The sequence below is a fragment of the Nostoc sp. C110 genome (assembly GCF_043099725.1).
In the GTDB taxonomy this organism is placed as follows: domain Bacteria; phylum Cyanobacteriota; class Cyanobacteriia; order Cyanobacteriales; family Nostocaceae; genus Nostoc; species Nostoc muscorum_A.
Genome location: NZ_CP171148.1, coordinates 3,881,697 through 3,905,365, shown reverse-complemented (window position 1 = coordinate 3,905,365; position 23,669 = coordinate 3,881,697). Strand labels below are relative to the sequence as shown.

At 44.3% G+C, this 23,669-nt stretch carries 17 protein-coding genes; 11 read left to right on the top strand and 6 right to left on the bottom strand.

The genetic code is table 11. From position 1 onward, the window contains the following. Positions 1-206 precede the first annotated feature (206 nt). Positions 207-827: a TMEM165/GDT1 family protein gene (locus ACFFRD_RS22050; protein ID WP_392477456.1), complete on the top strand. Its 621-nt coding sequence runs from the start codon at positions 207-209 to the stop codon at positions 825-827. Between the two features lie 108 nt (positions 828-935). On the opposite strand, the gene ACFFRD_RS22045 is transcribed toward ACFFRD_RS22050, so the two are convergent. Next, entirely contained in the window at positions 936-1,829 is an 894-nt protein-coding gene (locus ACFFRD_RS22045) for a tetratricopeptide repeat protein (RefSeq protein ID WP_392477455.1), read from the bottom strand. A gap of 378 nt (positions 1,830-2,207) precedes the next feature. On the opposite strand from ACFFRD_RS22045, the gene ACFFRD_RS22040 reads away from it, so the two are divergent. Beyond that, positions 2,208-3,239, top strand: coding sequence for a hypothetical protein (locus tag ACFFRD_RS22040; protein ID WP_392477453.1), 1,032 nt, complete (start codon positions 2,208-2,210; stop codon positions 3,237-3,239). Positions 3,240-3,384: 145 nt separating this feature from the next. Here ACFFRD_RS22040 and ACFFRD_RS22035 read toward each other — a convergent pair whose 3' ends face one another. Beyond that, complete coding sequence (locus ACFFRD_RS22035) at positions 3,385-4,554, bottom strand: homocysteine biosynthesis protein (protein ID WP_114084048.1); 1,170 nt, start codon at positions 4,552-4,554, stop codon at positions 3,385-3,387. A 403-nt stretch (positions 4,555-4,957) separates the two neighbouring features. Between ACFFRD_RS22035 and ACFFRD_RS22030 the strand changes: the two genes are divergently transcribed. From ACFFRD_RS22030 to ACFFRD_RS22010, 5 genes are all read left to right on the top strand, one after another. Next, the gene (locus ACFFRD_RS22030; RefSeq protein ID WP_392477452.1) at positions 4,958-5,839 is read left to right on the top strand and encodes a DUF4231 domain-containing protein; all 882 of its coding nucleotides are present in this window, start codon (positions 4,958-4,960) and stop codon (positions 5,837-5,839) included. Positions 5,840-5,959: 120 nt separating this feature from the next. After that, positions 5,960-6,334: a hypothetical protein gene (locus ACFFRD_RS22025; protein WP_392477450.1), complete on the top strand. Its 375-nt coding sequence runs from the start codon at positions 5,960-5,962 to the stop codon at positions 6,332-6,334. A 743-nt stretch (positions 6,335-7,077) separates the two neighbouring features. Then, a complete protein-coding gene (locus ACFFRD_RS22020) occupies positions 7,078-9,312 on the top strand; it encodes a family 2 encapsulin nanocompartment cargo protein terpene cyclase (RefSeq protein WP_392477449.1) in 2,235 nt (744 codons plus the stop codon). 93 nt (positions 9,313-9,405) lie between these two features. After that, positions 9,406-10,815, top strand: coding sequence for a family 2B encapsulin nanocompartment shell protein (locus ACFFRD_RS22015; protein WP_392477447.1), 1,410 nt, complete (start codon positions 9,406-9,408; stop codon positions 10,813-10,815). 244 nt (positions 10,816-11,059) lie between these two features. Next, entirely contained in the window at positions 11,060-12,466 is a 1,407-nt protein-coding gene (locus ACFFRD_RS22010; protein WP_392477445.1) for a family 2B encapsulin nanocompartment shell protein, read from the top strand. A gap of 382 nt (positions 12,467-12,848) precedes the next feature. Here ACFFRD_RS22010 and metK read toward each other — a convergent pair whose 3' ends face one another. Beyond that, the gene (metK, locus tag ACFFRD_RS22005; protein ID WP_392477444.1) at positions 12,849-14,123 is read right to left on the bottom strand and encodes a methionine adenosyltransferase; all 1,275 of its coding nucleotides are present in this window, start codon (positions 14,121-14,123) and stop codon (positions 12,849-12,851) included. Positions 14,124-14,472: 349 nt separating this feature from the next. Next, the gene (locus ACFFRD_RS22000) at positions 14,473-15,477 is read right to left on the bottom strand and encodes a phosphoribulokinase (protein ID WP_289796420.1); all 1,005 of its coding nucleotides are present in this window, start codon (positions 15,475-15,477) and stop codon (positions 14,473-14,475) included. 1,220 nt (positions 15,478-16,697) lie between these two features. Between ACFFRD_RS22000 and petH the strand changes: the two genes are divergently transcribed. From petH to ACFFRD_RS21985, 3 genes are all read left to right on the top strand, one after another. After that, positions 16,698-18,011 carry a ferredoxin--NADP reductase gene (gene petH, locus ACFFRD_RS21995; protein WP_114084042.1) on the top strand — a complete coding sequence of 438 codons (1,314 nt, stop codon included), beginning with the start codon at positions 16,698-16,700 and terminating at the stop codon, positions 18,009-18,011. A gap of 252 nt (positions 18,012-18,263) precedes the next feature. Then, positions 18,264-19,550 (top strand): homoserine dehydrogenase, encoded by a 1,287-nt coding sequence (locus ACFFRD_RS21990; protein ID WP_392477441.1) that lies wholly within the window; start codon positions 18,264-18,266, stop codon positions 19,548-19,550. A 173-nt stretch (positions 19,551-19,723) separates the two neighbouring features. After that, positions 19,724-20,434, top strand: a complete 711-nt coding sequence (locus tag ACFFRD_RS21985) for a class I SAM-dependent methyltransferase (RefSeq protein WP_392477439.1) — start codon at positions 19,724-19,726, stop codon at positions 20,432-20,434. Between the two features lie 41 nt (positions 20,435-20,475). Here the strand turns inward: ACFFRD_RS21985 and ACFFRD_RS21980 are convergent, their stop codons facing one another. Both ACFFRD_RS21980 and pgsA read right to left on the bottom strand, forming a co-directional pair. Further along, entirely contained in the window at positions 20,476-21,393 is a 918-nt protein-coding gene (locus ACFFRD_RS21980; RefSeq protein WP_392477438.1) for an LD-carboxypeptidase, read from the bottom strand. 136 nt (positions 21,394-21,529) lie between these two features. Beyond that, positions 21,530-22,066, bottom strand: a complete 537-nt coding sequence (gene pgsA, locus ACFFRD_RS21975) for a CDP-diacylglycerol--glycerol-3-phosphate 3-phosphatidyltransferase (RefSeq protein ID WP_392477436.1) — start codon at positions 22,064-22,066, stop codon at positions 21,530-21,532. Between the two features lie 144 nt (positions 22,067-22,210). Between pgsA and ACFFRD_RS21970 the strand changes: the two genes are divergently transcribed. Continuing rightward, entirely contained in the window at positions 22,211-23,632 is a 1,422-nt protein-coding gene (locus ACFFRD_RS21970; protein WP_392477435.1) for an aspartate ammonia-lyase, read from the top strand. Positions 23,633-23,669: the final 37 nt, after the last annotated feature.

The window sequence follows — 23,669 nt, the reverse complement described above, 5'->3', positions numbered from 1 at the left end:
GAAGGGGAGTAGCTGCTGGCAAAAAAACTTGAAAGCCAGTACATCTGAATCAACATACTGGCGATGAGCCTGGTTCAGGTGGCGAATAATAAATATTTGAAAGCGAGACCTTCACTAAGTTCACACCGAAAAGTGTAAACTTGGTGAGGTCTTTTGGTTCTCATCAAGCTTCACATCGGTAAAGGATTCTTCAGGAGCTTGAGAGAGTGTTAACAGCTTTTACCGCAGGTTTATTATTAATTACAGTTTCCGAATTAGGCGATAAAACATTTTTTATTGCTGTGATTTTGGCAATGCACCACCCACGGCGGCTGGTATTTATAGGTGTGACAGCCGCTTTGGCTGCGATGACCATCCTTTCGGTGCTATTTGGACAAGCGGTATCTTTATTGCCAAAAGCTTATATTCATTACGCCGAAATAGTTTTGTTTCTTGCCTTTGGTATCAAGCTGTTATATGACGCTAGTAAGATGTCCTCGGCTGCTTGTGATACGGAAGTTGTACAAGAAGCCGAAGCTGCGGTGAAACAAGCAGATTTGGAGTTACCAAAGAAAAAGACTTCCTTAGCAATTGTCATAGAAGCCTTTATATTGACATTTATGGCAGAGTGGGGCGATCGCACCCAAATTGCCACAATTGCCCTAGCCGCAGGTAATAATCCCATTGGAGTGACAGTAGGTGCAATTTTAGGACATGCCATTTGTGCTGCGATCGCAGTTATTGGTGGCAAAATGATTGCCGGACGCATTTCTGAGCGTCAACTCACCTTTGTTGGCGGATGTCTGTTTTTAGTCTTTGGTGTCGTAGCTGCCATTGAAGGAGCATAAGGGGAGCAGGGGGCAAGGGGGGACAAGAGGTGAGAACTTGAAACAAGTCTTTCCCCTTGTCCCCAATTCTCCTTGTCCCCAAGTCCTCTTCCCAATCCCCAATTCCCATTACTTCGGAGTACTTTTCAATGAAGGCGCGGGAGATACGGCCGAATTAGGAATGGGGGAAGTCATTCCTGCCTTTTTAATTTCGTCTTTGTATTGAGCAGGTGCTAAAGCTGCGGCACTATCAAATAAGGGTTTTGCATCTGCGTCTTTGCCCTGTTGTTTCAAGAGCATCGCTTTTGCCACAACGGGGCGAAAATCTTTAGGATCTTTCTTAATTGCCTGGTCATATACAGAGCTAGCTTGAGCGTAGCGTTTCTGGGAAGCATGAACAGAACCTAACAGCACCTGCACGGCTACTGTATCTACACTTCCAGGCTGAATTGTATTTGCTTGGGCTGCTTTCGAGAGGGTTTCTTGCAGCAAACCAATAGCTGCTTCCGGGCGTTGCTGACTGATTAACAAAGCCACCATTCCTTGCAAAGCCTTCAAATCGCCAGGTTTGGTAGACAAAATTGTGCGATAAGCTTGAGCGGCTCCTTCGCGATCGCCTATTTGCTGTTTAGCTTGAGCTAGTAACACTGAATATTCTGACTGTTCGGGATTTAGCTTGGCTAGCTTTTCCAGGGGTTCAATGACAACTTGGATATCAGCTGGTTTAACCTCACTTTTTTCTTTTTGACTCAGTAGTTGTAGACGCGCCTGCAATAAGCCCTTAAGCGCAGTCTGATTTTCTGGTTCCCTTTGCAAAACCAGTTCATAACCCCGTACTTCATCTTCCAATTTTGATTTTTGGTCAGCAGAGGGCAAAGTGCCTCTGGTGCTAGCGGTATTTTGGTTTGAGGATGGCGTATTATTAAATGCTCCAATTATGGGAATCACCGAAACACCCACAAAAGCAAGAACTGCCAGCGCCAAGACGACTTGAACTATCCAGCGATTGCGTGTTTGATGCACAGTTTTGTCTTCCTCCTGAACTCTAATGACATTATCATTTACACAAATCGTAAAGTTATAAATTTCCAAAACTTTGCGGAATATCGCCAATTGCCTGTGAATTTTATAACAATTAACTATTTACACTGCTAAAGTAAGTGATGACTTTAGGAGGAGCCGTCAGAATTGTAGCTATGATATGCTTCCGAAACTAGTGTAAAGGCGCTAAATTACACGTTTAATGTACAAACACTAAATTTAGCGCCTTTAGGATTGTGTAGAGTACCCTAGTGTGAATTTGTGAAAAGCAAATATACTTTCATCAATCGCACAAATGCTCTTTCCAGCTACCTTTATAAAATCCCACAATGGGATGTGTCTCCGCCGCAAGGAGTTTTTATGAATTCCGACCTGATGCCGTTGCCTGAATCCTCCAATTCTTCTGCCTCTAACCAAGGCTCAAATAACATAGAGGCTGCCTCTAATGTTCACATAGTACCCAAGCCCTCTAAACTTGAAAATTCGCCTGTCAACCCCAGCGAGACTGACTCAAATGGGAACTTAGTCAATCGACAGCAACCGATTCCGCCTCCCAGCGAACCGATGCAGTACCGAGCGATCGGATTAGTCCGGGGTCGCTATCATGCTAGCAGCGAACAATTTACTCAAGGTACGCTACTAACCACAGATGGAGTAGAACTCAATGCCGTCCTCCTAGGGCGGATTATGAGCTTAGTCAAGAATCATCTAGACTTAGAAAAAGAACATTTGTGGGTAGTATATCCACGTACAAGACAAGAAAATGACACCTTGCACATCCAAATCGTTGGAGTTTGGGAGCCAGAAAATCTGGCTAAAAGCTCAACAGATGAGGACGAATCAGATTTAGAGTTGCAAGAGTCACAGACAATTGATGATGGCTTATCCGAAAATTCTGAATTAAGCACAATTCCCGCGATCCCCTCATCAGAAGTAGCTGATGGTGGTTTTTCTGTTCGTGGTGAAGTAGTATACCAATCTTTTGACGCTAAGAGTTTGGTAGTCAAAATTAGGCAGGCTGCACGCAAACCAACTGACAAACCCAAGTATTTCAAGTTGAAATTGAGGGGTGTCCTGACCACCAAAGCGGTAGGAAAGTTCTGGGATTTCCAAGCCAAGCGAGAAGCTGATGTTTTGATCGTAGAAAAAGCTGAAGCGATCGCTGACTTGCCCAAAAAACGCAAACCACCATTCAGAGGTGGCCCTCGTGCTGGCGGTAGCGGTGGTGCTGGTGCTGGTGGTAGAAGACCATTCCCCCCCAGACGCAGCGGCGAAACTCCGCGTCCCATCAAGAAAACAGGCACAGGCGGAGACACCTCTGTGGTGTCAAAACCTATACCAAAAACGCCTGCTCCTAAACCCATCAAGCGACCAAAACCGACTCAAGAGTAGGGAATTGGGAATTGGGAATTGGGAATTGGGAATTGGGAATTGGGAATTGGGAATTGGGGACAAGGAGAATTGGGGACAAGGGGAAAGACTTGTTTCAAGTTCTCACCTCTTGTCCCCTTGTCCCCTTGTCCCCCTTGCCCCAAGATCAAAAATCCGTTCGACGGTCTTGGGGTAGAAAAGATCGCTCCATCGGAATTGGAGAAACTGGCTCTGTGAGGGTAAATGTCCCTGCTTCGATCCACTTTTTCAACTCTAGGGCGACTTGCCTAGAAAAAAACAAACTCGCTAGGGGGGCAGAGCGTACAGCTTTGCCCTCAATAGTGATCCTCCCAGATTTGAGTTGGGCATAACTCACCAAACCAAAAGTGGGACGAACGCGCCGGGGAATGGAAAAATCTACGATTGGGGCTACTAAGTCTTTATCCTGTACAGCGCAGTGTTCAACTACTTGTTCATTTAATACAGGGAGTGGAACACCAACTCCTAACATCAATGAGGGGCCATAACTTTTAAAGTAACAACCCCGCACCCAATGAGCATCCATTTGTTTGGCATCACCAATTAAAGCTAAAGTCGCAGAAGGTCCAATTGGTGTACGATTAGCTAAACGTTTTTGTAAGGGGAAGTGCTGAGTGCCTTCCCAGGCGACATAACCAATACCGCCACCTAAAAAAATTCGAGTCCCTATACCAACGAGTTGCAAATCAGGATCGTTGAGTAAGGGGGAAATAGCACCGGGATTAGAGTAAACGGCATTCCCCAAACGCGGTTGTAAAGGGCCCAGATAGGTGAACAGGGGGCGATCGCCACCGTTTACACCAACAATAAAATTTTGATAAAGATTACGTGGATTGAATAAATAAAACTGATTTATCGTTTCACGGGTAACTGTAGTCTCAAAACTTGCTCTGGGGTAACAATCTGTTACTTGTCCTTGCGCTTTTACGTGTATAGCTTTACCAGCGATCAAATCTTCGATTACATGACCCCCGCCACGTTCTCGGACTTCTTCTCCGTCTGTCGTCTCCACAGCACAACTCGCACCCAAATATAAATCTACTGCCCCAAAACCAGAGTATGCTGGTACGCCATCTAACCAGCAACGACGAATTTTGATCGGAGGGTCAGTGTGTCCGAGATTGATAATTGCACCGCTTGATTCCATCGGCTCAAATGTACCAGTGGTAATTACATCAACTTCTTTAGCCGCTTTAGTAACACCAATTTCTACAACTCGTGCTTTTAACTCTTCAGTTGTCAACACTACCGCACGTTGGCGGATGATTTTCTCGTTAATTTCTGCAATTGTTCGCATCTTATCAGTGCTAGCGCTTCCTGCTATCTTCCTCTCTGAAGGATATCTTGATAAATCAGAGAATCTTGCATAATTTCCTGTCGAAATAGTTGTCTGCCAATCTCGATACGACAGCTTAACACCCCCGATAGGCTTAAAATTCCCCAAAAAACAATTCGACTATTGCAAAGTCCAAATCATATATTTTTTGGGACAAGCACGCAAATTGTATCAAAAGTGTTTAATAGACTACGTAAAATTACTATCAAAAAAGCCTTGCATTATCAATCAAATGTATGTATGGTTAGGATTAATTAGACTTCCTGGATCTAAATAATTTTACGTGAACAGAAAGAAACATTTCTGACTTCTGAATTCTTCTTCAATGCTACATGTTACCCAATAACGAATTGAGTAAGAGGCAATGACTACTTCTGAATTACCTAATCTTAATCAAAGAAACCAAAATAAAATTTCCGATAGGATTGAAAATTTATCCTCGACATCAGAGGAAAAAAAGTTATTTAACTTAAAGGTAATTGAGTATCTATTACTTGCAGCTTTTGTTTCTTCTGCACTCTTTATTGTTTTTCTTTACGAAGATAAAACAGTTGTCATTTCTGGAGCAATAGCTCTAACGTTCTTATTTTTTTTGTTACTTATCAATAGACAAGTATTCCAGAACTATAAGAAGGCAGCTTATCAGTCAGAACTCACCAAAAAAGCTGAACTGTATAGTTATCTATTAACTAGCCCTAATTCTTGGGATAAAGAAACACTTACTCTAACAAGAGGAAAGGCTTTACAATACAGCCAAGACTTGATTGACGATTATAAAAAAATTAGGGGTGTATCAAGGAACCTTTACTATAGTTTGCAAATTGCGACAGTGATTTTATCAGGAGTCACACCAATTTTAGTTTTGGTAGACAAATTAGAAGCAGGACAAGCTTGGCTCAAATGGCTGCCTGTACTCTGCCCAGCTATTGCTTCTATAGTTGCCAGTATAGTTACCTCTTTTCCTTTTCAAAAGAATTCTCTTGCTGCTAACACAGCAGTTGAATTGTTAGAAGCTGAACAAGAAAAATTTATATTGGGTGTAACTCCACCTTATCGTTGTTATGATGTGTCTGACGAAAGCCAACAGCAACAAAAGGCAAGTCAAGCATTAGAATACTTTGTCGTTCAAGTGAACAACATTCATCTCAACCAATTGCAACAAACGAGTGACACGCAATCAGAGAAGACAGAATCTACTTCTTCATCTAATGAGTCAAACAAAGCGGGAGCAGAGGTAACAAAGTAGAAAAATACTTGATTAGTTAATCGCGATCGCAAATTAGTCAAGTATTGATTCAAATATAATTTGTTCAGACTAACTGGAAAGACTAAGATTCCCAACTTATTAAAAAAGCGGGGAATCTTATTGTTATTTCACACAAGTGCAGCTTTTGTAAGAGAGGGAAAGGGCTTTCTATTAACCCTTTCCCATTTTGCTGAATTCTGTAATAAATCTAATCTGCTAGCTGGGTTTGTGGTTAAAAGTGCTGGTTGCAATGTTGGTTTTTTGATTCTAGCAGCGATCGCAGTTGTGATTTTTAAAGTTTTTTGGTTTCTGTGTACTGAAACAAAAACAAAATTTAATAGAAAGACATCACGTCCAAAACATCTAGCGAAACCACAGTTTTTTCATATATATCATCATTGGGCTGACTTATATAGTTTTGGGTTTACAGCCTCTAATTTGTTTGTGGATGAACTGAGCCATATTGCTTTAGTTGCAAAGATTTACAATCAGTAATTATTGTTTAATAACTGTCTTAAATAGTTTAATTATCCGCTTAACTGTCTTAACTGTCTTCTAATTAATTTAACTATCCGCTTAACTGTCTTAACTGTCTTCTAATTGTTCAATTTTGAATTTAACTATCTGTTTAAATGCTTGAGCCTACGTATTGCTTTTTTTCTATAACCATGAAAGATTATGAGAACACCATAAATTAAGAAACATTCATTTGCCATCATCTGAAATGAGTAATAACTCAAACAGATTTTTCAAATCTCCTCTCTTTGGGTATAGAAAACTTGAGCTAAAACTCACATAGCTTTTTATCTGGACTGAAGAGCATTTTATAGAAACAGAATTCAGGAGTCAGAATTCATTCTCTGAATTCTCTACGAGAAACTGCGCTATCAGTTGCGGGTTTGAATTGCTTACTGATTGATTCTGACCAAAGGCGGAGTATCTTTAGCTTTGCTCCTGAATTCTGATTTCTTCTTCAAATTATTCCCTTAAGGGACTTCCAAATAAAAAATATCCCAAAACTGACGCAAAAATACTCTCTATTTCTTCTTCCTCTGTGTTCTCTGCGTCTCTGTGGTTCGTTTTGGATAATTTATTTCTTGGAAGTCCCTAATTACGAGCTACCACCAGAAAACTACACGTGAGGACATAGCGCGATTGGTGAAGATGCTCATCAATTGCCAATCTCAGCCACGAAATGAAGACAGCAAGAAGACTCCAGAGGAGGTTACGCGCAGATCATGCAACCCTTTGAACTGCCAGAATTTTACATGCCTTGGCCCGCGCGGCTGAACCCAAACCTGGAAGCGGCGCGATCGCATTCCAAAGCTTGGGCTTACCAGATGGGGATACTTGGCTCAGAAGAGGAAGCGGAAAGCTCGATTATCTGGGACGAGCGCACATTTGATGCTCACGACTACGCCTTGCTTTGCTCCTATACCCATCCAGATGCGCCAGGGACAGAGCTTGACCTAGTGACCGATTGGTATGTTTGGGTGTTCTTTTTCGACGATCACTTCCTTGAAATCTATAAGCGCACCCAAGACATGGCTGGGGCGAAGGAGTATCTCGGCAGACTACCAATGTTCATGCCGATTTACCCCACCGAAACCCCCCCAGCACCTACCAACCCCGTGGAGTGTGGCTTGGCCGACCTGTGGTCTCGCACCGCGTTTACTAAATCTGTGGACTGGCGACTTAGATTCTTTGAGAGCACCAAGAACCTCCTGGAAGAGTCTCTGTGGGAACTTGCCAATATCAACCAGGATCGAGTCGCTAACCCTATCGAATACATCGAAATGCGCCGCAAGGTTGGCGGCGCTCCGTGGTCAGCGGATCTCGTCGAACACGCCGTATTTATAGAGATTCCGGCTGACATTGCCTCGACTCGGCCAATGCGTGTACTCAAAGACACATTTGCCGATGGAGTGCATCTTCGCAACGACCTCTTCTCCTACCAGAGAGAAGTAGAGGATGAAGGCGAAAATGCCAACTGCGTGTTGGTCTTGGAGCGCTTCTTGAATGTGAGTACCCAGGAGGCGGCTAACCTCACCAACGAACTGCTAACCTCGCGGTTATACCAGTTTGATAACACTGCCGTCACCGAGTTGCCCCCTCTCTTTGAGGAGTATGGACTAGACCCAGTGGCTCGTGTGAACGTTCTCCTTTATATCAAAGGACTTCAGGACTGGCAGTCGGGCGGTCACGAGTGGCACATGCGATCGAGCCGTTACATGAACAAGGGAGGAGAAAATTCTCAGACATCCACGCCATTTCTGGGAGGCCCCACAGGGCTAGGCACATCGGCTGCGCGGATTGGATCGTTATACGCCGCCTTGGGTTTAGGAAGGTTCAAAAGCTTTACTCACGTTCCATACCAGGCTGTCGGGCCAGTAACACTGCCGAAGTTTTACATGCCCTTCACTACAAGCTTGAATCCCCATCTCAATGCCGCGCGGAAGCATTCCAAGGAATGGGCGCGTCAGATGGGGATGCTGGAATCATTACCTGGGATTCCTGATGCCGTCATCTGGGATGACCACAAGTTTGATGTTGCCGATGTAGCTCTTTGCGGTGCATTGATCCATCCGAATGGATCTGGCCCTGAGCTGAATCTGACAGCCTGCTGGCTTGTTTGGGGAACCTATGCCGACGATTACTTCCCGGCGCTCTACGGGAATAACCGCAACATGGCTGGTGCAAAAGTATTTAACGCCCGACTGTCGGCGTTTATGCCTCTGGATGAATCCACCCCCAGCGAGGTTCCGACCAATCCGGTAGAAGCGGGCTTGGCAGATATTTGGTCTCGCACAGCTGGCCCCATGTCTGCCAACGCGCGGACTCAGTTCCGCCGCGCAATCCAGGATATGACTGACAGCTGGGTGTGGGAACTCGCCAACCAGATTCAAAATCGAATTCCCGACCCGATAGATTATGTTGAGATGCGCCGTAAGACTTTTGGCTCGGATCTGACCATGAGTCTGTCCCGACTAGCTCAGGGCAACGAGATCCCGCAGGAGATTTACCGCACCCGAACGATGCGATCGCTAGATAATTCCGCCGCCGATTACGCCTGTTTAACCAACGATATCTTTTCCTATCAGAAAGAAATCGAATTCGAGGGCGAAATCCATAACTGTGTGCTGGTCGTTCAGAATTTCCTCAACTGCGATTTGCCGCAGGCCGTTGAAGTTGTCAACAACCTGATGACCTCTAGGGCGCTCCAGTTTCAACTCATCGTCGCCACCGAACTGCCAGTTCTTTTCGATGATTTCGACCTGGATGCAAGTACCCGCGAGAAACTGCTCGGATACGTCAAGAAACTAGAGCAGTGGATGTGCGGTGTCCTCAAGTGGCATATAACGGTAGACCGCTATAAGGAATTTGAATTGCGTAATTCGTTAGCAGGGCGGCTACTTAGTGGGCCCAGAGGGCTGGGGACTTCTGCTAGGCGTATTGGCTCGGTGAGGGTTTAAGGTCAGGTTTTTTTGTCCGTGAATTGGTTCAAGGTCAGTATGCGATCGCGTGAGATCGGTTTTTTCAGTAACTAAAAAGTGGAGGATTAAGTTGTGACATATTCTAACGACCCGAATTTGAATGTAGAAGATCAGCAGCCCCATTTAACCTTGAGTACAGCAGCGGCGCGTAATTTGGCAACAACGGCCAAATCTGCACCGCAAACCCAGGAAATTACATCGCGGTGGTTATTGAAGTTGTTGCCGTGGGTGCAGACGAAAGGTGGTGCCTATCGGGTCAACCGTCGGTTGAGTTATTCCGTGGGTGATGGGCGGGTGACTTTCACCAACACCGGAGCAACGGTGCAGGTGATTCCCTTAGAACTTACTGAGTTGCCCTTACTACGAGGGTTTAACAACCTTGACGTTTTGACCGGTTTGGCAAACCAGTTTGTTCAGCAGGAGTATGCCCCAGATGATGTAATCGTTGAACTTGGCCAGCCTGCCGATCGCGTAATTCTGATTGCTCGTGGCAAGGTAAACAAGATTGGTGTTGGCAAGTATGGCGAGCAGATCGTGTTCGATGTGCTAGCTGACGGCGACCATTTCGGCGATGAAACTGTGGTGCAGTCCGAGGATACTTGGCAGTACACCCTCAAGGCGATTACTAGAACCATCGTTTTGTCACTGCCCCAAGCGGCGTTTGAGAGGGCGATCGATCAGTCCGAGGAATTGCGAACTCATGTTGAACAGTTCCGCGTTCGCCTGAGCCAGCCACAGACTCCCCAAGGTGAAGCCGCTATTGAGCTGGCAGCTAATCATCCCCAAGAGGCTGAGTTGCCGGGAACCTTCGCCGATTACGAACTCAAACCCAGGGAATATGAGTTGAGCATTGCTCAAACGGTGTTGCGAGTAAGTACCCGAGTAGCCGATCTGTACAACGAACCGTACAACCAGACTGAAGAACAACTGCGGCTGACTATCGAGGCATTGCGGGAACGTCAAGAACACGAGTTGCTCAACAACCGCGAATTCGGGTTACTGCACAATGCCGACCTCAAACAGCGTATCTACAGCAGTAGCGGCGCACCCACCCCCGACGACTTGGACGAGCTGTTAGCGACAGTATGGAAGGAGCCGGGATTCTTCCTGGCTCACCCCCGCACGATCGCTGCCTTCGGTCGTGAGGCCAACCGCCTAGGTCTTTATCCACAAAGCGTAGATGTGAACGGCGTTCAGGTTACATCTTGGCGCGGCGTACCCATTTTTCCTTCCAATAAGATCCCCATTACCAATAACCGCACCAGTTCTATCCTTTTGCTCCGCACTGGTGTAGAAAAACAAGGGGTGATCGGCTTACATCAAACGGGTATCCCCGATGAATACCAACCCAGTTTATCTGTTCGATTCATGGGCATAAGCGAAAAGGCGATCATCTCCTACCTCGTGACTGCTTATTACTCCGCAGCCGTCCTCACTCCTGACGCACTTGGCATCCTCGAAGATGTTGAAATCGGGCGCTAAATATCAGGAGTGCTGAGTGAGTAAAAATTAGGGCTGACTTTTGATCCCCTACAAGAAAGTAGGCGGTCTTTAACTCAGGGATTACCAAGAAATAAATTATCCACTCTTGTGGGGTGGACATCTTGTCCGCCCCTTTCCACGGGCTATCGTGTCGCCCACCCCACAAGAAAAGTTGTATATTTTTTTATTTGGAAGTCCCTCGGCACTCTTGATGCACTTTTATTAGTAACTAGAGGATGGGGTGATGACGGATTTTATCGAATCAAATTTAAATGTTGAGAGTGGACAACCTCAACTGAGTTTGAGTAAAGATGCTGCGCGTACTTTGTCCACGACCACCAAATCTGCACCGCAGACGCAGGAAATTACGTCACGGTGGTTATTGAAGATGTTGCCGTGGGTGCAGACGAAGGGTGGCACTTATCGGCTGAACCGTCGGTTGACCTATACGGTGGGTGATGGACGGTTGAGTTTCTCTAACACCGGAGCCGAGGTGCAGGTGATTCCCCAAGAACTTGGTGAGTTGCCCTTGCTGCGAGGATTTGACGACACCGAGGTGCTGAGGGCGTTGGCAAGTCGGTTTGTTCAGCAGGAGTTCGCACCTGGTGATATCATTGTCCAGTCAGGTCAGCCAGCCAATCAGCTTTTCTTGATCGCACATGGCAAAGCAAACAAGATTGGTATTGGCAAGTATGACGAGCAGCCTCTATTGGATATGCTAGCTGACGGTGATTATTTTGGCGATCGCGTGTTGGTGGATTCAGAAAGCAATTGGAAGTTCACAGTCCAAGCTGTGACCCGATGCACCGTATTAGTGCTACCACAACAGGCATTTCGGCAACTGCTCAACCAGTCGCAAGCGTTGCAGGCTCAGGTTGAACAATTTAGGACTCGCGCAGAACTTCCACAAAACAAGTATGGGGAAGCTGCGATCACGTTATCAACCAGTCATAGCATTGAGACGACATTACCGGGAACATTTGTTGACTACGAACTCTCACCCCGCGAATATCAGTTAAGCATTGCTCAGACTATGTTGCGAGTGAATACTCGTGTTGCGGATCTGTACAATCAACCGTACAACCAGACGGAAGAACAATTGCGCCTGACGATTGAGGCATTGCGGGAACGTCAAGAATACGAGTTGATCAACAACCGCGAATTTGGATTGTTGCACAACGCCGACCTCAAACAGCGCATCTACACCCGCACTGGCCCCCCCACTCCCGATGACCTTGATGAATTAGTCACCCGTCGGCGGAAGTCGAGGTTCTTCCTGGCTCATCCCCGCACTATTGCAGCCTTCGGTCGCCAGTGCAACCGTCGAGGCATCTATCCAGACACCATCGACACGGATGGGAGCAAAATAATCACGTGGCGCAATGTACCGATTTTTCCCTGTAACAAGATTCCGATTACCAAGAACCAGACCAGTTCTATCCTCATACTCCGCACTGGTGAGAAAGATCAGGGTGTGATTGGCTTACATCAAACTGGTATCCCGGATGAATACCAACCCAGTTTGTCTGTCCGATTCATGGGCATCAGCGAAAAGGCCATTATCTCCTACCTCGTTACAAACTACTACTCCGCAGCTGTCCTTGTCCCTGATGCACTCGGCATCCTTGAAGATGTCGAAATCGGTCGCTGAGGGGAGTCGGGCATCTAGACACTAAGGAGATGACCAAAAACCAGTTAGCATCCAAGGTGCTGGCTTAAAACCTTAACATGATTAATTTCAGATTTCGGAGAGCATCTAATTTTTCCAAAAACCACTTGAGTGACGCAAAAGCCCTTTACAAACCTCTTACCTTTGCGTTCTTCTCTAACGAGACGCTGCGCGAATGTGGTTCGTTTGTTCATTCTCTCATTTTTGTCTGAACGCAACACAATAAACCTGCTTTGAAAATAAAACGGTTGGGATACTCCCGCCTTTCGTGCGACAATTGAAAGAGAAATAAGGGTATAGGCAATTTTTGAAGTTGCCTATACCCTCAGATATATAAACTAAGTTTTTGTAGTCGCGTATGAGTCTAAGTTAGCGCTTTAGCAACTACTGCCGAAAGAGATTCGTTTGCTGCTTGCTTCAACAATTCGGCTTTATCGGTCTGTTCCCAAGGCAAGTCTAAATCAGCCCGCCCAAAATGACCGTAAGCCGCGACGTCCTGATAAAAACGTCCGCCTCGTTCACTTGGTAAGTTGCGTAAGTTAAAGGTATGGATAATCCCTGCTGGACGCAGTTCAAAGTGTTTGTTGATTAATTCCAGTAAGGTTTCTTCATCAACTTTGCCAGTGCCAAAGGTATCTACCAAAATGCTTGTTGGTCGCGCTACACCAATAGCATAAGATAGCTGGATTTCAACTTTTTCTGCTAACCCAGCAGCGACAATATTTTTCGCCACATAGCGAGCCGCATAAGCCGCAGAACGGTCTACCTTCGTGGGGTCTTTGCCAGAAAAAGCGCCGCCACCATGTCGTGAATAACCACCGTAGGTGTCAACAATTATTTTCCGTCCTGTCAGACCAGAGTCTCCTTGAGGGCCACCAACGACAAATTTGCCAGTGGGGTTAACTAAAAAACGCGTCAGATCGTTAGGCTTAATGTCAATATCGCCAAAAACAGGTTCGACTACTGCCGACCAGAGGTCTTGTTTAATCTTGGCTTGTACAGCCGCCTCATCCGTAATTTCCCCAATAGTAGCTGTATGCTGGGTGGAAATTAGAATAGTATCAATACCTACTGGCCGCCCATCTTCGTAGACCACAGTTACTTGGGTTTTACCGTCAGGACGCAGGTATGACAATTCGCCTGTTTTACGAACTGCTGCCAATCGGCGAGCAATGCGGTGGGCGAGACTGATGGGTAAGGGCATCAGTTCTGGTGTTTCGTTGCTAGCAAAACCGAACATTATACCTTGATCGCCTGCACCAATTTTGTCGAATAGCTCATCACTATCTTGTTGGCGAGTTTCTTGGGCGGTGTTAACACCTTGGGCAATATCGGGTGATTGTTCGTCTAAAGCCAGCAGAACGCTGGTGCTGTTAGCAGAAAAGCCATTATCAGCATTGGTATAGCCAATTTCGGCAATTTTTTTGCGGGCGAGATTGACGAAATTCACATTGGCTTTGGTGGTTATTTCACCAGTGATTAGCACCAAACCAGTGTTAACTACTACTTCAGCAGCGACACGGCTGCTAGGGTCTTGTGTCAGTAGGGCATCCAGAATGGTATCAGAAATCTGATCGCAGATTTTATCTGGATGACCTTCGGTTACTGACTCGGAGGTAAATAGATATCGACGAGACAAAGCAAATTCCTCCTGACTTGAGTTTTTTTGCTGACTAAATATGGTATTCAGTTCAACTACCTAAATTTAACGTGTGCTTCCAACGAACGGCATTCGTTATGCCTTGAGAGAAACAATTTAGTTTCCTAGGAGCCGTCGAACTCACATTAATTTATGAAATCATAACAATATTTATACTTCAGTAGTTAGTATCTTGTTGATATTGATAAAAACCACTCACTATAAGGTTAGTATCTGTAAAAAAAATAAATTTATGGTAATTATTTCGTAGACAAAATGTATTTAATAACACAAAAAAAGGGGACACTCAGAAGCGCCCCCACAAACTTTGACACAAGTACTGCTGTTTTTAAACCTGAATCGCTAGCTTTGCTTCCGTAGCTGTCAAACGCTCATAGGCAGCACGCATTTTTAAACCTGTAAGTACTTGGAAGAAACCAGTACCATTATTGGAACCTGGATACTCACGGTGCTGGAGTAACAAATGAGTCAATTCACCCTGATATTTGGTGGATGTATTGCTGAGATGGGTTTCGATATAAATTACTTCTTCCAAGTTGTCAAATTGACCATCTACCTCTAGTACTGAGACATAGCGACCGTAGTAAACATCTGAACCGTAGTATAGTTGCATACCAGGATAAGAACAGGTCAGCTTGCGTCCACAGGGAGTCCAATTAATTGTTGAGCCTTCATCAAATAGGTAGGTTGGATCAAAGCCTTCCTTACCTTCCCGTTGGAGCATACGTACTCGTAGGACTCGGCGCTCTGTGTCGTTTTTGATCAAGTTGGTGGGTAATACTTGGAGAACTACATCAGCAAATTCTCTTTGTGGTTCGATAAACTTTTCAAAGTCAGGTTTGCGGGAATTGATTTGCGCTAAGACATCTTCGTAGCGATGACCGCGTTCAGCCATATCTCGCTGGATTTTCCAGGCGATTTTGACTTCATCGCTAATATCAAAATAAACACTGAAGTCGATTAGCGATCGCACCCGCTCATCATATAAAGGATGCAGTCCTTCAACAACTATAATGTGATTCGGCTCTACCCGCTCTGGCGGGTCGATTAAGCCAGTTTCGTGGTTGTAAATCGGCTTATCAATCGCTTGACCACTTTTGAGCGCTTTAATTTGCTCATACATTAGGTCAAAATTGTTTGCTCTGGGGTCTAGTGCCGTTATCCCAGTTTCTTTACGCTGTTTGCGATCCAAGGAGTGATAATCATCTAAACAGATGACTGTCATCAAATCTTCACCAAACAAATCTATCAAACGACGCAAAAACGTAGATTTCCCGCACCCAGAGTCTCCGGCTACTCCAATCAGTACCACGCGTTCCGGCTTACTTGTCATAAATCCCCTCTAAAATACTAAAATTGTGTCAATATTTTTTCACACAGCAGATTCTGAAGCCAGGAGTTTACCCCTTTGGTTTATCCTGCGTTCTTGCTACCTAGCACATCTATAAGACACCAAGCGGGTAGGCAACAAAGTAATTAAGTTGCTACTCGTCGGACTAGCCTGAATGTTGGTGCCGGTAAGTATTTAATCCTAGTGGTATATTTGATTTTAACAGAAGGGGGTATCCCATACAAGATTACTGTCAAGAAGAATTAGCGTGGTTCATGAATCATTTTTAGGTGATTTAGTTGTTAATTTAAAAATGGGGATCAGTACCGCCCATCAGCATTGCAACTTTATTAGACTGCTACTTATGACTCTATATAATTAAGACTATAAGGTATAATTTATTATTGCCGCGAATATTGCCGCGAATTGCCTAATGTTCTTAAATTGTAATTCCTACTCGACAATACTTAAGATATTCAAAGCAAAAATCTACCTAACGAATGAGCCAAGAACTTGCATTAGTCAAATTATTGGCTGTAAATTTATGTATATGGTCAAATACAAGCGTTTGGGTTATGGCAAAGTACTGAATAGAGGTTGACAGATTTTTCACATCAAGTAAAACTGATTATAGTTGGTTAAATCACGCTTCTCTCTATTGCTATGTTTGTAGCTGAAGTTGTAATATTGATGTAACTATCTTTAGATAGGTCATAAAATATAGCTAACAACATTTTGAGAGAGCAGTAGATTTGGTGAAGAAAAACCAATGAAAAGAAAACTTTCCGGTATTGGTATTCCCCGATTTAAGTCCTCGAAGTAAGTAAACACAACGGCAAATTTTGGAGGTCAACTGAGTGGTAGCTTCCAGCAATCAAACTAGTTCTCCTATCAATATCTGCTATTGTGAGTTGCTCGTTGGGTAGTCAAGTAAAAAACTATCTCGCTAATGTGGGTGGTAGTTAACAAAAAAAAGATTAAATTGACTCATTATTAACATTCTCCACAAGACTTATCATTTACCTTAAAAGGTGAACAGGTGTGTTTTTTGCTATGCCTGCATGTCTTTGGTGAGTGTACTTAGCAAGGCATTAATTTAATGATGCCGTTTTTCCTTGAGAGCCAGTTTTGTGAAACGAAAATCCGGTAAACTAAAGCTGGCATGGGATAGGAATAGTTTTTTTTGAAAAACGGTTAAGTAAATTATCGGAGTGGTAGAAAGAATGTACAATCAAGGTGCTGTTGAGGGTGCTGCCAACACAGAATTAGGTAGCCGCATCTTCGTTTATGAAGTAGTGGGTTTGCGTCAGAGCGAAGAAACTGATCAAACTAACTACCCAATTCGGAAAAGTGGCAGTGTGTTCATCAGAGTGCCTTACAACCGCATGAATCAAGAAATGCGACGTATCACTCGTCTAGGCGGCACAATTGTTAGCATCCAGCCTATAACTGCTCTAGAGCCAGTTAATGGTAAAGCCTCATTTGGGAATGCTACAAGCGTTGTCAGCGAATTAGCGAAATCTGGGGAAACTGCTAACAGTGAAGGGAATGGTAAAGCCACACCTGTAAATGCTCATAGTGCTGAAGAACAGAACAAGGACAAGAAAGGCAACACCATGACTCAAGCGAAAGCCAAAAAAGACCACGGTGACGTTCCTGTTAACACTTACCGTCCCAATGCTCCGTTTATTGGCAAGGTAATATCTAATGAACCGCTAGTCAAAGAAGGTGGTATTGGTATTGTTCAACACCTTAAATTTGACCTATCTGGTGGGGATTTGAAGTATATAGAAGGTCAAAGTATTGGGATTATTCCACCAGGAGTAGACAAGAACGGCAAGCCGGAAAAACTGAGACTGTATTCCATCGCCTCAACTCGTCATGGCGATGATGTGGATGATAAGACAGTATCACTGTGCGTCCGCCAGTTGGAGTATAAGCACCCAGAAACTAGCGAAACAGTCTACGGGGTTTGCTCTACGCACCTGTGTTTCCTCAAGCCAGGGGAAGAGGTAAAAATTACCGGGCCTGTGGGTAAGGAAATGTTGTTACCCCAAGATCCCGAAGCCAATGTGATCATGATGGCAACCGGAACAGGTATTGCTCCCATGCGGGCTTATCTGTGGCGGCAATTTAAAGATGCGGAAAGAGCCGCTAACCCAGAATACCAATTTAAAGGATTCTCTTGGCTGATATTTGGCGTACCAACAACTCCAAACCTTTTATATAAGGAAGAACTGGAAGAAATTCAACAAAAATATCCTGATAACTTCCGCCTAACTGCTGCCATTAGCCGCGAACAGAAAAATCCCCAAGGCGGTAGAATGTATATTCAAGATCGCGTAGCAGAACATGCTGATGAATTGTGGCAGTTGATTAAAAATGAAAAAACTCACACCTACATCTGCGGTTTGCGGGGTATGGAAGAAGGTATTGATGCAGCCTTAACTGCTGCTGCTGCTAAGGAAGGCGTAACCTGGAGTGATTACCAGAAGCAACTCAAGAAAGCCGGTCGCTGGCACGTAGAAACTTACTAATTTAGTCATTAGTCATTGGTCATTAGTCATTAGTTTTAGACAAAGGACGAAGGACAAAGGACAAATGACAAAGGAAGCAGGATAATCAGTAGGTAGGGCAAACGCTCTACCTACAATTGTTTTGTTATGAATATTGTAAATAGCTGAGGAAAGAGTTCTCAGTTCTGCGTGGTCAAGTACTAAATACTAATAACTACTCAGCACTCAGCACTCAGCACTCAGCACTTAAAGAATAAATTGGGTGCAAAAATTGTGGGTGTGAAACTAGGAATACTCGGATTAGGCACTGTGGGAACGGGGACAGTGCAGTTGTTGCAAGATAAGGCTGGACGGCACCCGTTGTTACAAGAGATAGAAATCTATCGGGTGGGAGTACGATCGCTCGATAAACCCCGTGCAGTAGAATTATCTACAGAAGTCTTAACTACAGATTTAGAATCCATTGTCAACGATCCGGCGGTAGATATAGTTGTTGAGGTGATGGGCGGGCTAGAGCCGGCGCGATCGCTAATTCTCAAAGCTTTGAGTAATGGTAAGCACGTAGTCACCGCCAACAAAGCAGCGATCGCCCGCTTTGGGGCAGAAATTTTCACAACTGCCAATCAAGCTGGCGTATACGTCATGTTAGAAGCTGCTGTGGGTGGCGGGATTCCGGTGATTCAACCCCTAAAGCAGTCTTTAAGTGTTAACCGCATTCACACTGTCACAGGCATTGTGAACGGTACAACTAACTACATCCTGACGCGGATGCAAACAGAAGGTAGCAACTTCAGCGATGTGTTAGCTGATGCCCAACGTTTGGGTTATGCTGAGGCTGACCCCACAGCTGATGTCGATGGCTTAGACGCAGCAGATAAAATTGCCATCTTGGCATCATTAAGCTTTGGTGGACGCATTAACCTACAAGATGTTTATACCGAAGGCATTCGGCAAGTGAGCAAAACAGATATTGCCTACGCCGAAAAATTGGGATTTGTGATTAAATTGTTAGCGATCGCTAAACGTCATACTCCCTCATCACCACTTTCCGTCAGAGTTCATCCGACTTTAGTGCCTCAATCTCACCCTTTGGCTAGCATCAACGGCGTTTACAACGCCATTCTCGTCGAAGGAGAACCCATCGGGCAAGTAATGTTTTTCGGCCCCGGTGCTGGTGCTGGTGCAACCGCCAGTGCTGTTACATCAGATATCTTAAATTTAGTTGCTGTCCTCAAAACCAATACAGCAGTTGCAAATCCATTAATCGCTTGTGGACATCAAGAATACTGCCAAATTGCGCCGATGGCAGAACTGATAACTCGGTTTTATGCCCGTTTCCTTACCAATGACCAACCGGGAGTTATCGGGAAATTGGGGACTTGCTTTGGTAACTATGGCGTTAGCTTAGAGTCAATTGTCCAAACTGGCTTTCAAGGGGAACTAGCAGAGATTGTGGTTGTTACCCATGATGTACGGGAAGGCAATTTTAGGCAAGCTTTGGCAGAAATCCGTGATTTGTCAGCAATTGAAAGCATTCCCAGCTTATTGCGTGTACTTTGAGATTAATGTTTTAGCGAGCGATCGCTTTCAGGGGTTGCCATAAGCTAGAATACGTAATTTTTTTAGCTCTTTTTTTACGTCTGTGCTTGCTAAAATCAAGAACAAACCTCACTCATGCGTGAGGTTAGCCCTATGACTTTAGATATTACCGCTACAACTAACAGGATTTACCAATGCAGCCATCCAACGTTGAAATTAATAAAGAATTCTGGAACAATTATGCCAAAACATGGGATAAATCTCAAGTTATTCTAGGTAATCAAAAAATTACAGATGATGAAAGAGATAATTACGTCAATTATTTAGGTGATGAATGGGCGACAGTAGAAGATGCAGTCAATATTGTGAGTGAGTATATTACACCGTTTATTTCTCAAGACAGTACAGTTGCAGAAATAGGTGTTGGTGGTGGTAGGATTGCCGCAAAAGTAGTTAAAAACGTCAAAAAATTATACTGTTTCGACATAGCACAAGAAATGCTAGATAATGCTGAAGCAGCGCTTATGGAATATCCTCAAATAGAGTTTCGTTTAATAAAAAATTCTCAATTTGAACCTGAGTTTAGCGAAAAATTTGATTTTGTATATTCATTCGATGTATTTGTACATTTAGATTTACAAACAATTTGGAAATACTTAAATGGTATTTATGCAACTCTCAAGTCAGGTGGAAAAGCTTTTATTCATACCACTAATATAACTACACCAAATGGTTGGGCAAGGTTTGCTGCATACGATAATGATGAGGTATTGTATCAGCCCACTTCACCAGAAGCAATTAAGTGGTTAATAGAAAAGGCGCAATTTAAAGTGATTAAAGAGTCCAGTCCAAATGGAAAAAACTTTTATTTGGATCGAGATTATTTAGTTGTAATAGAGAAGTAAATTAATCTGGATGAGAACTTAAAGGATAATATTAGCGTCACTTATGGCGCGTAGCTTACCGCCGTAGGCATCGCTAATATTCCCGCATCCGCATCTAAAGTTACCTCTACACCCACTGGTAAAGCTGCATTGGGACTATCGTGACCAAAAGGTAAGTCAGAGACAATCGGAATACCTAAATCACCTAAGCGATCGCGCAATACTTCTTCTACACTAAAGCTAGACACAGTTGGCGGCGCTTCACAGCGAGTAAAACCGCCTAAAGCAATACCGCAGACTTGAGACAAAGCACCACTCAAACGCCATTGTGTCAGCATTCTATCGATGCGATAAGGTGCTTCTGTGACATCTTCCAAAGCCAGAATTACACCATCCAGATGTGGCAGGATTGGTGTAGCTAAAAGATTAGTGGCAACGGTGAGATTACCTGGTAACAAAGTACCAGTCACCACGCCGCCACCCCATCCGCAACCTTTGAGAGGTGAGAGAGGACGACCTTCTATTGAATCGAATAGTCGCTCAACTGACCAATCTGGCTCATCTGCCAAAGTTGTCAGCACAGGAGCATGAACGCCGGAAATTCCTGCTATATAAAGGCTCCATAATAAAGCTGTGATATCAGAAAAGCCTATAAGCCACTTGGGAAGTGCTGAATTTTGTTGCCAACTCCAATCTTCTAAAATGCGGGTGCTGCCAAAACCGCCTCTAGAACAGAGAATACCCCGACAATCAGGATCTTGCCATGCTGCTGCTAATTGCTGACGGCGGGTTTCGTCTGTCCCTGCCAGATAACCCCATTTGTCATCTATCTGAGGACTGACTTCTACCCGATAACCACGCGATCGCCAAATTTCTAAACCCCGTTCAAATGCCTCAAATTCTCGCAAAGCACCACTAGGGGCAATTACTCGTAGTAAGTCTCCAGGTTTTAGGGGCGGTGGTAAGATTTTGGATGGCATGAAAAAAGTTAGGGGTGAGGGGAGACGCGATGAATCGCGTACAAGGGGTTAAGAATAAAGACTATACCTCAGAACTCCGATCAAATTTTATTGAATCATTTTTGAAAGCGATCGCCACAGTGGTTTTATTTTAGGTTCACTTTGTATCTAACTGTGAATTTTCTTTAGTTGGATTTTGCGGTATAAGATAAATACCCCCAGATATTAAAGTCAGGGCGACAGAAAGCCAAAAAGCAAGCAAAGAGGGAGTTTGCCACACCTCACCCAAAGGCGCAATCAAAAGTGCGATCGCAACTATTTGACTAACAGTTTTGAGTTTACCCCAAATATTCGCTCCGGTAATCGTCGTTTGATTTACCCGCCAACCAGCGATCGCTAATTCTCGCGCTAAAATCAAAAACACTCCCCAAGCTGGCACTTTTCCTAATTCAATAAAAACCAGCAACGGCGCAAGTACCAGAAGTTTATCCACTAAGGGATCGAGAAATTTGCCCAATTCACTAATTTGGTTGAGTTTCCGCGCTAAATAGCCGTCTAACCAATCTGTCAATGCAGCAACGAGAAAAATCGCCAAACATATCCACTGAGCTTGAGGTGTGGGATTATATAAACCATAAAGCAGAAATGGTATCCCCAATAGGCGAGAGAAGGTAATCCAGTTGGGTATGGTCATAGGGAATTCAAAAAATCAACTTCAAAATTAACAACTGTAAAGCAACAAGCAGTCAAGCAAATATGCAAAATCTATGCAGATTAGTGTATCTGAGTGTGCCTGCATGGGAAAATCTGTTTTCTGTAGCTCTCTTAAAACAATACTATGACTGAACACACAGACTCTCAATTCCGCATCGAACGCGATTCGATGGGCGATCGCCAAATTGCTAGTAGCGTTTATTACGGCATTCAAACGCTACGGGCAATCGAAAACTTTCCTATTAGCGGCATTAAGCCTTTAGCTACTTACGTAGATGCTGGATTAATCATTAAAAAAGCTACAGCAATTGTGAATGGAGAACTGAATTGCATTCCCCAAGATATTAGTCAGGCGATTATCCAAGCAACTGATGAAATCCTAGCTGGGAAGTTCCGGGATCAATTTGTCGTGGATGTTTATCAGGCGGGTGCTGGAACATCTCACCACATGAATATCAACGAAGTTTTGGCAAATCGCGCCTTAGAAATTCTGGGTGAAGAAAAGGGCAATTATCAACGTGTTAGTCCTAACGATCACGTTAATTATGGGCAGTCTACCAATGATGTGATTCCGACCGCAATACGCATTGGTGGATTATTGGCATTATCCAAGACATTACACCCAGCAATAGATAGTGCGATCGCATCCTTAGAAAACAAAGCTGTAGAATTTCAAGATATTGTCAAATCTGGCAGAACCCACTTACAAGACGCAGTACCCGTGCGTTTGGGCGAAAATTTTCGGGCTTGGGCGCACATTCTTACAGAACACCAAAACCGTATTTACACCGCCTCTGGTGATTTGATGGTGCTGGGTTTGGGAGGTAGTGCAGCCGGAACGGGGTTAAATACTCATCCTTTGTATCGCGCCCGTGTGGTAGAAGTTCTTTCAGAATTGATTGATACTCCTTTAGAACCTGCCCCCCATCTGATGGCAGCCATGCAGAGTATGGCCCCATTTGTAAATGTTTCCGGTGCTTTACGCAACTTAGCGCAGGATTTAGTCAAAATATCTCATGATTTGCGGCTGATGGATTCGGGGCCAAAAACTGGCTTAAAAGAAATTCAACTGCCTCCAGTGCAACCTGGTTCCTCGATTATGCCAGGTAAATATAACCCAGTCATGGCAGAGATGACATCAATGGTGTGTTTTCAGGTGATGGGTTACGACAGTGCGATCGCATTAGCTGCACAAGCAGGACAATTAGAATTAAATGTGATGATGCCGCTAATTGCTTATAACCTAATTCACAGCATCGAAATTCTCGGCAATACCATCGCTGCACTCACTGAACGCTGTATTGAGGGAATTACTGCCAACCAAGAACGTTGTTTAGCTTATGCCGAAGGCAGTTTAGCTTTAGTAACCGCACTAAATACCCACATCGGTTATTTAAATGCCGCAGCTGTCGCCAAAGAATCTTTAGAAACTGGTAAATCTTTACGGCAGATTGTCTTAGAACGCGGATTGATGAATGAGGCAGAATTGGCCACAGTGTTAAATCTAGAACAAATGAGTGGTATCTTACCGCTCAAGGTGGAATAGCCACGATGTACACACAAGTCGAATTGCCCCCCTTAAT

Bases quoted from the DNA above. Each gene is read 5' to 3' on its own strand.
- ACFFRD_RS22040 (WP_392477453.1), top strand. From the start codon at position 2,208: ATGAATTCCGACCTGATGCCGTTGCCTGAATCCTCCAATTCTTCTGCC.
- ACFFRD_RS22035 (WP_114084048.1), bottom strand. From the start codon at position 4,554: ATGCGAACAATTGCAGAAATTAACGAGAAAATCATCCGCCAACGTGCG.
- ACFFRD_RS22030 (WP_392477452.1), top strand. From the start codon at position 4,958: ATGACTACTTCTGAATTACCTAATCTTAATCAAAGAAACCAAAATAAA.
- ACFFRD_RS22020 (WP_392477449.1), top strand. From the start codon at position 7,078: ATGCAACCCTTTGAACTGCCAGAATTTTACATGCCTTGGCCCGCGCGG.
- ACFFRD_RS22010 (WP_392477445.1), top strand. From the start codon at position 11,060: ATGACGGATTTTATCGAATCAAATTTAAATGTTGAGAGTGGACAACCT.
- ACFFRD_RS22000 (WP_289796420.1), bottom strand. From the start codon at position 15,477: ATGACAAGTAAGCCGGAACGCGTGGTACTGATTGGAGTAGCCGGAGAC.
- petH (WP_114084042.1), top strand. From the start codon at position 16,698: ATGTACAATCAAGGTGCTGTTGAGGGTGCTGCCAACACAGAATTAGGT.
- ACFFRD_RS21985 (WP_392477439.1), top strand. From the start codon at position 19,724: ATGCAGCCATCCAACGTTGAAATTAATAAAGAATTCTGGAACAATTAT.
- ACFFRD_RS21980 (WP_392477438.1), bottom strand. From the start codon at position 21,393: ATGCCATCCAAAATCTTACCACCGCCCCTAAAACCTGGAGACTTACTA.
- pgsA (WP_392477436.1), bottom strand. From the start codon at position 22,066: ATGACCATACCCAACTGGATTACCTTCTCTCGCCTATTGGGGATACCA.
- ACFFRD_RS21970 (WP_392477435.1), top strand. From the start codon at position 22,211: ATGACTGAACACACAGACTCTCAATTCCGCATCGAACGCGATTCGATG.